The organism is Paenibacillus sp. LHD-38 (genome assembly GCF_031157315.1).
Classification (GTDB): domain Bacteria; phylum Bacillota; class Bacilli; order Paenibacillales; family Paenibacillaceae; genus Pristimantibacillus.
In genome coordinates this window covers 22070-33805 of record NZ_JAVIFU010000030.1, presented here as the reverse complement: position 1 = coordinate 33805, position 11736 = coordinate 22070, and the positions used below count along the sequence as shown (strand labels likewise).

Below are 11736 nucleotides of genomic sequence, written 5' to 3'. Positions count from 1 at the left end.
GGTCTTGGAATGAGACGAAACGTACTGTTATTCAACCTAACGTTATTGATGAGTATCCTGTTTTTATTCCCGCAGGCTTCATTTGCTGCAGATGGTGCGCCATCGTTTGGATTACAATTAAATAACAACCAGGTGACGCTAGGTAAAGAGATTCAGGTTACCATTACTGGTACGAATTTAACCGATGTGTATGCTTTCGAATTAAACCTTGATTTTGACAGTACAAGGCTGAAATATATGAAAAGTGAAAGCAGAATTGCCGATGGCTTTCCAGTTGAACTTAAGCCGGTTGGAAATCAACTTCAATTCGCGTTTACTAAGGTTGGTGATATATCGGGTGAGAATGGAACCAGAAATCTCGCCACAGTAACATTTGTAACAATCGGTCAAGGAAACCCTGCGATTCAGTTAAAAAGCGTAAAGCTAGTGGATAGTCAATTGAACGTTACTACGCCAACAACAGATGCGAAGGTGACGGCATCGATTATCGGTGGTAATCCAGGTAGCAACCCAGGCAATTCAACACCGGGAACGAATGTAAACCCGTCAAATGGTCAACCAGGACAAGGTACACTGACTCCTGATGTAAAGCTGGACGCTGCAACGAAAACGGCAAAAGCAGTCGTAAACGAAGCCGCTTGGGACCAAGCCGTTCAGCAGGCAGCACCAAATGAAAAAGGGGTTAAAAATATACAAATTTCAAGTAAGGAAGTGCCGGGTGCGAACGCATATGAACTGCAATTACCGACAACAGCATTCGCAAATAGTGAAAATACAGTTCAAGTTCAAGTTGTTTCACCGCTTGCTACGGTACTCATTTCCAATCATATGTTTAAAGCAGGTGAAATAGCTGCCGATGGAGTTAAGCTAAGGATAGAGAAAGCCGATATCAGCAAACTGGATATGAGTGTTTTGAGTCAGATTGGTGATCGACCTGTTATTGATATAAGCTTGCATGCCGGTGACCAAACCATTTCCTGGAACAACCCGGAAGCCCCGGTGACGGTAACCTTACCCTACTCGCCTAATGCGGAGGAATTGCGGAACCCTGAGCATATCGTTGTATGGTATTTGTCCGGTGAAGGGAAAGTTGTTTCGGTACCAAATGGCAGGTATGATGCCAAAACGGGTACAGTGACATTTAAGACAACACACTTTAGTAATTATGCAATAGCGTTTGTTCAAAAAACGTTTAACGATATTGTATCCTTGGATTGGGCGAAAAAACAGATTGAAGTACTAGCGTCTAAAGGGATTATTAACGGTATCTCGGACAAGTCATTTGACCCTGGTCAGCCGGTTACGCGCGCTGATTTCATAGTTCTGTTAGTACGGACTTTAGAGCTGGAAAGCAGTAAGGGAATGGGTAATAGGTTTGCAGATGTGCAAGAAGGCGATTACTATAATGATGCTTTGAGAATTGCTAGAGGCCTAGGCATTACGAAAGGCATGGGCGATAATTTATTTAAACCTCACATGTCAATTACAAGGGAAGACATGATGGTATTGACAGAGCGTGCACTTGAAGCGGTTAAACCAATAACAACAAATTCAGAGCAAGCCCCACTAAAACTATTTAAAGATTCTGCAGATATTTCTGACTATGCGGTTAATAGCGTGGCTGCTCTAGTAAAGACAGGGCTTGTGCAGGGTAACGGAAATACGATTCATCCTAAAAAAACAACGACTAGGGCTGAATCGGCTGTTTTGATGTATAACATTTACGCCTATTTGTATAAGTGAGTACAGTTAACTTAAACAGACCTGATGCTGCCCAGCGGCTTCAGGTCTGTTTTTGCTTGAGTAATAATCTTATTGTATGCTGCGGTATTCCGTTGGCGTTATGCCTTCAATTTTTTTGAAAATACGTGTGAAGTATCCGGAATCATTAAAGCCGACGGCTCCAGCGATATTGGCAATCGTATCTTGAGCGTTTTTCAATAACCGTTTCGCTTCATTAATTCGGATTAAGTTTTGGTAGTCCGTCAGGGTCATTCCTGTTTCTTTTTTGAATTGTCTCGATAAATGTGAGGGATGAACAAAACAATGCTGCGACAAGCTATCCAAATTCAGAGGTTTGCCCATGTAAGTGTTTAAGTGCTCCATGGCTTTCTTGATCAAAGGGGAATAGCCCGATATCGCGTTATGATTCACTAATTCGCAATATTCATTGCTCATGAGTGCCATTAAAGTATCGTGGGATTCAATTTTATCGGTACGCTCGATTTGCTTGGAAAATTTTTCGGAAATTTTGTGCAGGAAAAATGGCTGCACTTTTCCGTTTTCTGCGGCTATGCGTAATAACGTATTAAAAATGATTAAGCCGTTTTTCATGGCTCTGACCGGTTGGTTCGGGAACCTGTCTGAGAGATCGTACATGTTTTTCATTTTTATCATCAAATCGTTGATAAGCTCAGTGTCGCCAAGTTCTACAGCATGCATGATTTCTTTCTCAAAACGATATCTGTGTTCGATTAATTCGACATCCTGTTCATCAGGCTGATAATAGTTAGAATCAGTGATTGATTTTTGATGCTGCTCTACATGTTTTTGTCTTGCGGGGATAACCTTCATCGGAACATGACAAAGCGACTCTGCTTTATCGAGAATGTTGGTAATACTTTGTACTTTGGAGATCCCCAGAAGCGTCAATCCTCTAAAAAACTCTTCTAATGCAAATCGACTGTTTTGTTGAATGTTTAGTTTACTCGTATCCGGGATTTGCAATAAGAATGGGCCGTTTACCAGAATGAGAGTGCCGTTATTGCTGGTTTGAAAATTTCGAGCTAAGTAGGAGAGTCCCCAGTCGTTCGTATAGAGGCAGCATTGATCAAGTCGTACCGCTTCCTTGCAGAGGTGTTGAAGAGTTTCTCTCTGTTCTTCAAAAAGAATGTCCAACAGTTGGTCATGCTCATGAGCGAATAGAGTAGAACCGTCTTTGTCTAACACTAAAGTATTAATACCCGTCAAATGAAAAATGGTCGTACTGATCGGAGTGATTTGGAGAAAATCATGTCCCATGTTCAATTGTGTCCCCTTGACGCTAATTTAGTCCCGAATATGCTAATACAGTACTTATATTTGTAAGCGCTTTTAGTATAAACTTTAACTTACAGAAACACAATAAGGTACACAAAAAGGAGTAGAGAGATGCTATACCCCATTATTAGTGATTCCCGTGCAATTATTGATTTAAACGGCATTTGGAAATTCAAGCTGGATTCCGGAAAAGGTTTTGAAGAGAAATGGTTTCAATCTTCGCTTAGCGAAACGATGAATATGGCAGTTCCTTCGTCTTTCAATGATGTGGGTGTAACCGCCGATATTCGTAATCACGTAGGCTGGGTATGGTATGAGAAAGAATTTACAGTACCGAGTATCTTTAGGTCCCAGCGAATCGTGCTGCGGTTCGGTTCGGCAACGCATACGGCTAAGGTTTATGTGAATGGAGAGCTCACGATGGAGCATAAAGGCGGTTTCACCCCTTTTGAAGCCGAGCTTAGCTCAAATCTGGTTGGAGGTACAAACCGTGTAACGGTTGCCGTAAATAGTATCGTGGACGAAACAACGCTCCCGATTGGGATCTACACGGAGAAAGATATTCCCGGCGTAGGCAAGGTTGCTCGGAATCAGCCGAACTTCGATTTCTTTAATTACGCAGGAATTCATAGACCAGTCAAGATTTATTCGACTCCCCAAACGTATGTCAAAGACATTACGATCGTTCCTTCAATAAATGAGAAGTCAGGGATTGTGAACTATTCTTTGGATGTTGTGGGAGAGGCTGGCGTTAGAGTTAGCGTATTAGATGCAGACGGTGCAATAGTCGGGGAAGCAGACGAAGCGCAAGGCGAAATCAGAATCGACGATGTGAAGCTGTGGGAGCCGCTTAACGCTTATTTATACAACCTTAAAGTAGAGCTATTAAACGGCGATCAAATCGTTGATGTATATTTCCAGCCTTTCGGAGTCAGAACAGTTGAGGTCATCGACGGGAAATTCCTGATTAATAATAAGCCGTTTTATTTCAAAGGATTCGGCAAGCATGAAGATACCCCTATTAACGGAAGAGGCTTTAATGAATCGGCCAATGTTATGGACTTCCGATTAATGAAATGGATCGGAGCTAATTCATTCCGTACGGCACACTATCCTTATTCGGAAGAGTTAATGAGATTAGCCGATCAAGAAGGCTTAGTCGTTATCGATGAGACTCCTGCTGTAGGACTTCATTTGAATTTTATGGCCGCGCTGTTTGGCGGAGGTCCAAAAAGGAATACTTGGGCTGAACTAAAAACGCAGGAACATCATCAAGAAATAATTAAAGAGCTGATTGCTAGGGATAAGAACCATGCTTGCGTGGTCATGTGGTCGATTGCGAATGAACCGGCTTCTGAGGAAGAAGGAGCATACGAGTATTTTAAACCGCTTGTTGAACTGACTAAAGCCATTGACCCGCAAAATAGACCGGTAACCATCGTCACGCATTTAATGTCAACACCCGATACATGCAAAGTAGCAGAGCTTGTCGATGTACTCGCATTAAATCGGTATTACGGTTGGTATGTGGATGGCGGGGATTTGGAAAATGCGAAAGTGAATCTCCGTAAGGAGCTGAACGGATGGCGCGAGCGCTGTCCAAACAAACCGATTGTGATGACCGAATACGGCGCTGATACGGTTGCAGGACTACATGATATCGATGCCGTCATGTTTACGGAAGAATATCAAGTCGAGTACCTGCGTGCGAATCACGAAGTGTTTGATGAATTCGATAATTTCGTCGGCGAGCAGGTGTGGAACTTTGCCGATTTTAATACAAGCCAAGGATTTATCCGTGTGCAAGGGAACAAGAAGGGTATTTTCACAAGGGATAGAAAGCCTAAATACGCAGCCCACTCACTGCGCGAAAGATGGTCTGCCATTCCGGATTTCGGTTATAAGCAATAATTGCGATTGGCCTTGCACCATGTAATGAAAGTAAATGTAAACTCGGGAATTCGGATAGATGAAGGCCGCTGGCTAACGTCTATCCCTTCCCGAGATTTTGTACCTACTCGGGGGATAAGACATGGAACAAACTGCGAAGCTGTTGGAAAAGACGGAGGCTCCGGCCATTCAGGGCATAAGAAAATTCGGGATCAGAGATAAAGTCGGCTATATGTTCGGAGACGTTGGGAACGATTTGTTTTTTACATTAATTAGCGGTTATTTAATGTTGTTCTATACGGATATTTATGGAATATCCGCTGCGACTGCCGGCATGATTTTGCTCGTGGCTAGAATACTGGACGCATTATTTGATGTGGCATGGGGAGCTTATGTCGATTCCAGGCCTGTCGGGGCGAAAGGTAAATTTAGGCCTTACCTGTTATATAGTGCAATTCCTGTAACCGCTTTCGGTATTCTGACCTTTACTTATTTTCCGGTCGCCGCAGGCTGGCAGGTTTTTCTGGCAACGGCAACCTACATTATATGGGGCTTGGCTTACTCTACAATAAACATTCCCTATGGTTCATTAGCATCCGTTATCACATCGGATCCCGTGGAAAGAACATCGCTTTCTACATTCAGGACGATGGGTGCTATTCTAGCTAATGTTTTTATTATGACGGTGGCGCCGATTATTATATTCGGCAGCGGAAAAACGCCCACAGCAAACGGATTTGTAACGATAGCCATCATTTGCGCCGTGTTGGCGATTATTTGTTACTTAAGCTCCTACCGGTTGACGGTAGAAAGAATAAGAACAGTTAAGCCTGCCTCTGAGAAAGTAAACTTATTGATAACAGTAAAAGGCTTATTTAAAAACAAAGCACTACTCGGCATCATGCTCGCTTCCTTCGGAATGATGGTCTCTTTGATGGTGGTATCCGCAATAACGCCTTATTTGTTCAAAGACTATTTCAAAACACCGGGACTAATCTCTATTGCAGGTTTAATTGGATTGGGTTCCGCGCTCCTTGCCATGCCGCTCGTCTCTCCTCTAGTAAAGAAATACGGGAAGAAAGAGAGCGCTGTCATCGGCTTGATTATTGCGGTTGTCATTAATTTCATTATGTTTGTTCTACCGATCACAAGCCCCTATGTGTATATTGGTTTTTACTTTGTTTCAAGCTTTGGCATGGCTTTCTTAAATATATTGGTTTGGGCCATGGTCTCGGATTGCATCGATTATCAGCAGTTCATTACAGGCAAACGCGAAGAGGGGACCGTATATTCCGTTTACTCATTAGTTCGTAAAATTGGTCAAGGGGTTGCGGGAGGACTCGGCGGTTTTGCGCTCGTTGCCGTTGGGTATAATTCCGGATTGCAGATTCAAACGGAAGAAGCTGCGATAGGAATAAAGAGTTTGATCACACTGATTCCCGCGCTTGGCTCGCTGATCGCGTTAGTTGCTATTGTGTGGATTTACAATTTATCGAAGCAGCGTTTGGTCTGGTTAAATGAGCAGTTAAAAAATAATAATCGGTTATAGAGAATATTCGATTGCGTTTTCAATTGTCCGGGGCCTAGCCTCGGGCTTATTTGTTTTGGTTTGGGATACGGATCGAGGGTTTATCCCATGCATGAAAAAGAGACAATAGGGAATTTTAAGCAAAGAAAGTATAGAAGGCGGTGTTTTGATGGATAGTGATCTCATGCAAACCAATGAACTATTGGCTGCTGACCTACAAGAGAATATCCATAAAATGAAACAACGAATGGGTAATAGTACAGATGTTATTGTTCGTGAAATCAAACTAGGGATGATGGATGTAAAAGCTTGCGTCATCTTTATTGACGGGCTGATCGATTCAAATGCAGTAAACGATTTTGTTCTGGAATCACTGATGATAAAAAACGATTATTTATCTTCCGAAGAATTAAAATCCGAAGCAAACGTTTTGCAATACTTGAAAGATTATATTTTAACAACAACGGCAGTTAAACATGATGTAGATGATTTTAACGGCATGTTTCATTCGATGTTGTCAGGAAGCGTTATTTTGCTGATGGATGGATATTTATCCGGATTTTCAATCAGCCTGAGCGGCTGGAAGGAGCGCGGAATTACAGAGCCAACCTCAGAAACGGTTATTCGAGGGCCTAAGGAAGGTTTTACGGAAAATTTGAGGGCGAATACGGCCATGATCCGAAGGAAGATAAAATCCCCGAATTTGTGGTTGGAAACCATACAAATCGGGAGTTTGACACAAACAGATGTAGCGCTTCTCTATATCAACGGAGTTGCTAACGAGAAGATAGTAAAAGAAGTGCTCACGCGTCTAAAGCGAATCGACATAGATGGCATCCTTGAAAGCAATTACATAGAAGAGCTGATTCAGGACGAAGCGAAGACCCCTTTCCCGACTGTATTTAACTCGGAGAGACCGGATGTGATAGCGGCATCGCTGCTTGAGGGCAAAGTGGCTATATTAGTTGACGGTACTCCTTATGTACTTGTAGTACCTGCATTATTTGTTTCCTTTATACATTCTGCGGAAGATTATTATCATCGTGCTGATATCGGTTCACTTATTCGATTATTACGTTATTTGGGGATATTTATCGCCCTATTAGCGCCGTCTGTTTACGTTGCCGTCACCACTTTTCATATTGAAATGATTCCGCGCACACTTCTCGGTAGTTTGGCTGCTCAACGTGAAGGCGTACCTTTTCCCGCTTTTATCGAAGCCATGATCATGGAAATTACTTTTGAGATCTTACGTGAGGCTGGTATTCGAATGCCTAGGAATATTGGACAAGCGATGTCCATTGTTGGCTCAATCGTTCTTGGAACTGCAGCAGTTGAAGCGGGACTTATTTCTCCTGCGATGGTCATCGTGGTCTCCATAACTGCAGTTGCCAACTTCGTTATTCCATCGAATGATATGGCCATATCTATCCGGTTATTGCGATTTCCTTTTATTTTCTTGGGCGCTTCATTTGGACTATTTGGAATTAGTTTAGGATTCATTACTTTGGTCCTTCATTTAAGCAGCTTACGTTCGTTTGGCGTTCCCTATTTAAGTCCGTTTGCACCATTTGACCTGCAAGGTCAGAAAGATGGCTTATTGAGGGCACCGATCAGGTTCATGATTTTCCGGCCGAAATTAATTGCACGACATAATCTAATGCGGCAGCGCGTGCGTCCGCCAAAATAAAAGCAGATCAGGCCAAGCGACGTATTCAGAAGGGAATAGGATGAAAAGAAAATTAGCTGTCATTTTATTGCCTGTTTTCTTATTAGCATTTGTAACAGGCTGTTGGAGTCGTAACGAATTGAATGAATATTCTTTAGCTGCCGGGATGTCCGTCGATAAACAAGGGGATATGTATGAGGTAGCCGTACAAGTCTTAGAACCGAAACAATATGCAACTAATAAAAAAGGGGGAGGAGGGCAATCTCCCGTCATCCTTTTTAAAGCGAAAGGTTATTCCATTTCAGAGGCACTGCGGAAGATGACAAAGACGAGTCCAAGAAGGATACACTTAGGGCATATACGTATACTCGCAATCGGTGAAAAAACAGCAAGAGAGGGTCTAAATGAAATTATAGATTTTTTGAGAAGGAATTGGTACTTTCGAGCAGACTTTGACATCGTCATAGCAAAAGGCACAGCTGCTGAAAATATATTAACGGTGATGAGCCCAATTGATAATGTCCCAGCGGCGAAGGTATATCAATCGATTGAAACTTCAGAAGATTATTTGTCGTCAGCGGCGGGAGTGAAATTGGATGCCCTCATTACCACCTTGTCGAGCACGGGGAAAAGTGCGGTATTACCTGGTCTCAAAGTAACCGGCAGCTTGAAGAAAGGCAATTCAGAAGATAATCTAAAGACGATAGAGCCCTCCAGCGAAATTGAACTACTGGGGCTATCCGTATTTAAGGATGACAAACTCATTGGCTGGCTAAGTCAGCAGGAGAGCCTAGGCTTCAACTACATCACTGATAATGTAACCCATTCGGGCTTAGTCATCGACTGCCCGAGCGGAAAGCAAAAAATTTCGTATGAGGTCATGCGCTCTAAAACGAAGATCAAAGGAAAAATTCAGCAGGGTGTACCCCGGGTTGAACTATTCGTTCGAACAGAGATAAGCATTGACGAGATCGCATGCCATATGGATCTAGCAAATCCGGCCAACATTGTCGCACTTCAGGAGGATGCATCGGGGTATCTTGAGCAATTGTTGTTCAATACGATCAAAACAGTGAAAACCAAATATAAAACCGATATCTTTGGTTTCGGCGAAGTTCTGCATCGTGCAGATCCAAGAGCATGGAGAGAGTTAAACGAGAATTGGGATAAGAAGTTTTCCGACCTCCAAGTTGCAGTTAAAGCTGAAGTGAAAATCCAGAATATGGGTACAGTCATTCATTCGATGTCAAAAGTAGCTGGAAAGGAATGATAAGACATGCTAATCGTTTCCAGTATGATCGCTCTGTCAACTTTGATTGCGTGCATTGAGCTTCCATCTCTTTATCTATTAAATTAACTATAACTGAGGGGGCGGGCGGAGGTATGGAGCATCGAAGCGAGATTTCGGCCAGGCAGCTTTCAATATTGGTCATCATGAATGTAACAGGTACTTCGATACTTACGATACCTTCAATTCTTGCAATGGAAGCCAAACAAGATGCTTGGTTAGCTGCAATTCTGGCGCTCTTACTAACACTGCCCATACTTTTTTTATACTTGGCCTTACATAAAAAGCATCCTATGAAAATTTTAACCGAGATTTTTGAAGCGGTGTTGGGAAAATGGGTTGGAAAGATAACTTCCTTGCTATTTATTATGATTTATCCTGTCTTATTAAGTGCTCTTACCTTAATGGGGATGGGAGGATTTGTTCATCAAACGATGCCAGAAACGCCAATCGGAGCGATTTACGTCATTTTTATTTTAGTTGTCATATACGCAGTGAAATTAGGGATAGAATCCATTTCCCGCACTGCCGAAATTCTGGTGGCCATAAGTCTTTTCCTGCTCGCCTTTATGTTTATCTCTCTTATACCCCAAGTCCATATTGAACATCTATTGCCCATCCTCGAAGATGGATTTAAACCTGTCATAAGAGGCGCTGTTCCATTGATGAGTTTTTCCTTTTTAGAGCTCGTGCTCTTTTTGTTGATCTTCCCTCATGCAAACGAGCAAGCAAAGGTTAGAAAAGCTCTATTATCAGGTGCTTTTATCGGATGGTCGCTGTTGTTCTTGATTACGATTCTTTCGATTCTTGTATTAGGCTTAGAGATTACATCGAGTGAAACCTACCCAAGTTATGCGTTAGCCAAAAAAATCAGCATTGGCAAATTTTTCGAACGGGTAGAGTCAACGATTGCGTTCGCCTGGTTTTTCACCTGTTTTATTAAAATGTGTACTTATTTTTATCTGATCGTTTATGGTTTAGCACAAACTTTAAATTTAAAAGACAGCAAATTTTTAATAATTCCGCTTGGTATTCTAATTGTGAATGTTGCTTTGTTTTTTGTAGCGAATTCAAGTTACATGATTAACTTCAGCAGAACCATTTTCCCGTTTTTTAATCTAACGTTTGGATTAGCCCTGCCATTGCTTTTATTGGCTGCAACTCTTGTAAAAGGTTATTTGAGAAAAGAATAATCACTTACCTGCTTCGTCAATCACCTTTGGGAGGTGGAGTCGCGGATCACGAGCTCTGGTTCTAAGTACACGGTTTTAAGTGATTCCGGGTCTTCAATAAGCTCGAGAATGGTTGTTGAAATAACGGATGTTATCGTGTCTATGGCTACGCCGACAACGGTCATCGGCGTTTCAAGGTCTTCCATTTGAGGAAGGTTGTCATAACTGACAACGGAAATATCCTGCGGAACGCGAAGTCCATGCTCTCCTATGGCCCGAATGATGCCGCGTGTCAAATCGATGCCGCCGCTGATGACGGCTGTAGGACATGCCGTTTGCTCCAGCATCGTACGTGCGGCCATGTATCCGTCGTGAAATTCTAAGCCATTCATGTGAAGCACGGCGTCGTTCCTGACCTGTAAGCCCAGACGGATCATTTCGTCGCGAAAAGCTTCGATCTTAACGGTCTGCAGCGGATCTTGCGAGTTAGGTTCGCCGATATAGGCGATATCCTTATGACCGAATTCAACCAAGTGACGTACGGCAAGACGAACGGCTTGGCCTCGGTTTACGTCAACGGCAGAGTACGGTGTGTAGCCTGCAGCGCCATAAGTCAGAATAGGGATCTGCAGCGGATTTAACTTGTTGAAGCTGGAAATACTATCCCTGTCCCCAAAGACGAGGATGGCGTCTACTTGGTAACGACGGAAGATTTCGATCGCTGATTCCAAATGGCTTATGGAAAGCAAAGTAACATAACCCTTTTTTTCAAGTTGTTCATTAATCTTTGTAATCAGGGAGGAAAGGGCGGCTCGTTCAATGGATGGCCATACGACGCCAATCGCTCCGCTTCTTCGGGAGACGAGGCTTCGGGCTGCGATATTGGGTTGGTAACCCATTTCCTTTGCGATAGAAAGTATATGCTGTTTTGTTTTGTTCTGTACGAGCGGGCTGTCTCTCAATGCCTTGGAGACAGTGGAGAAACTGACGCCGGCTCGGTCTGCGATGTCTTTAATGGTTACCATGGATTCCCTCCGGAAGGCACAAGTCCGAGTTCTCATTTATGTCGTTCACTTTATCATAGAATACATTTTTTGCAAATGAAAGCGGCATATTTTTCGTATAGACAGCAATGGGATATTCGGATATC

The 11736-nt window shown here is 42.8% G+C and carries 8 protein-coding genes; 6 read left to right on the top strand and 2 right to left on the bottom strand.

Annotated features, from left to right (window positions below; genetic code table 11):
• Positions 1 to 9 precede the first annotated feature (9 nt).
• Complete coding sequence (locus RCO25_RS22595; RefSeq protein WP_308998385.1) at positions 10 to 1743, top strand: S-layer homology domain-containing protein; 1734 nt, start codon at positions 10 to 12, stop codon at positions 1741 to 1743.
• Between the two features lie 69 nt (positions 1744 to 1812).
• On the opposite strand, the gene RCO25_RS22590 is transcribed toward RCO25_RS22595, so the two are convergent.
• Positions 1813 to 3021 carry a helix-turn-helix transcriptional regulator gene (locus tag RCO25_RS22590; RefSeq protein WP_308998384.1) on the bottom strand — a complete coding sequence of 403 codons (1209 nt, stop codon included), beginning with the start codon at positions 3019 to 3021 and terminating at the stop codon, positions 1813 to 1815.
• Between the two features lie 129 nt (positions 3022 to 3150).
• Between RCO25_RS22590 and uidA the strand changes: the two genes are divergently transcribed.
• The 5 genes from uidA to RCO25_RS22565 all read left to right on the top strand — a co-directional run bounded on the left by uidA (position 3151) and on the right by RCO25_RS22565 (position 10607).
• On the top strand, positions 3151 to 4950 hold the full coding sequence (gene uidA, locus RCO25_RS22585) for a beta-glucuronidase (protein WP_308998383.1): 1800 nt from the start codon (positions 3151 to 3153) through the stop codon (positions 4948 to 4950).
• Between the two features lie 121 nt (positions 4951 to 5071).
• The gene (locus RCO25_RS22580) at positions 5072 to 6478 is read left to right on the top strand and encodes an MFS transporter (RefSeq protein ID WP_308998382.1); all 1407 of its coding nucleotides are present in this window, start codon (positions 5072 to 5074) and stop codon (positions 6476 to 6478) included.
• A gap of 148 nt (positions 6479 to 6626) precedes the next feature.
• Positions 6627 to 8147 (top strand): spore germination protein, encoded by a 1521-nt coding sequence (locus RCO25_RS22575; protein ID WP_308998381.1) that lies wholly within the window; start codon positions 6627 to 6629, stop codon positions 8145 to 8147.
• A 40-nt stretch (positions 8148 to 8187) separates the two neighbouring features.
• Positions 8188 to 9396, top strand: coding sequence for a Ger(x)C family spore germination protein (locus RCO25_RS22570; RefSeq protein ID WP_308998380.1), 1209 nt, complete (start codon positions 8188 to 8190; stop codon positions 9394 to 9396).
• A 113-nt stretch (positions 9397 to 9509) separates the two neighbouring features.
• Complete coding sequence (locus RCO25_RS22565) at positions 9510 to 10607, top strand: GerAB/ArcD/ProY family transporter (protein WP_308998379.1); 1098 nt, start codon at positions 9510 to 9512, stop codon at positions 10605 to 10607.
• A gap of 20 nt (positions 10608 to 10627) precedes the next feature.
• Here the strand turns inward: RCO25_RS22565 and RCO25_RS22560 are convergent, their stop codons facing one another.
• Positions 10628 to 11611 carry a LacI family DNA-binding transcriptional regulator gene (locus tag RCO25_RS22560; protein WP_308998378.1) on the bottom strand — a complete coding sequence of 328 codons (984 nt, stop codon included), beginning with the start codon at positions 11609 to 11611 and terminating at the stop codon, positions 10628 to 10630.
• Positions 11612 to 11736: the final 125 nt, after the last annotated feature.

Coding starts and splice junctions, on each gene's coding strand:
- uidA (WP_308998383.1), top strand. CDS start 3,151: ATGCTATACCCCATTATTAGTGATTCCCGTGCAATTATTGATTTAAAC.
- RCO25_RS22560 (WP_308998378.1), bottom strand. CDS start 11,611: ATGGTAACCATTAAAGACATCGCAGACCGAGCCGGCGTCAGTTTCTCC.
- RCO25_RS22590 (WP_308998384.1), bottom strand. CDS start 3,021: ATGGGACATGATTTTCTCCAAATCACTCCGATCAGTACGACCATTTTT.
- RCO25_RS22575 (WP_308998381.1), top strand. CDS start 6,627: ATGGATAGTGATCTCATGCAAACCAATGAACTATTGGCTGCTGACCTA.
- RCO25_RS22580 (WP_308998382.1), top strand. CDS start 5,072: ATGGAACAAACTGCGAAGCTGTTGGAAAAGACGGAGGCTCCGGCCATT.
- RCO25_RS22570 (WP_308998380.1), top strand. CDS start 8,188: ATGAAAAGAAAATTAGCTGTCATTTTATTGCCTGTTTTCTTATTAGCA.
- RCO25_RS22565 (WP_308998379.1), top strand. CDS start 9,510: ATGGAGCATCGAAGCGAGATTTCGGCCAGGCAGCTTTCAATATTGGTC.
- RCO25_RS22595 (WP_308998385.1), top strand. CDS start 10: ATGAGACGAAACGTACTGTTATTCAACCTAACGTTATTGATGAGTATC.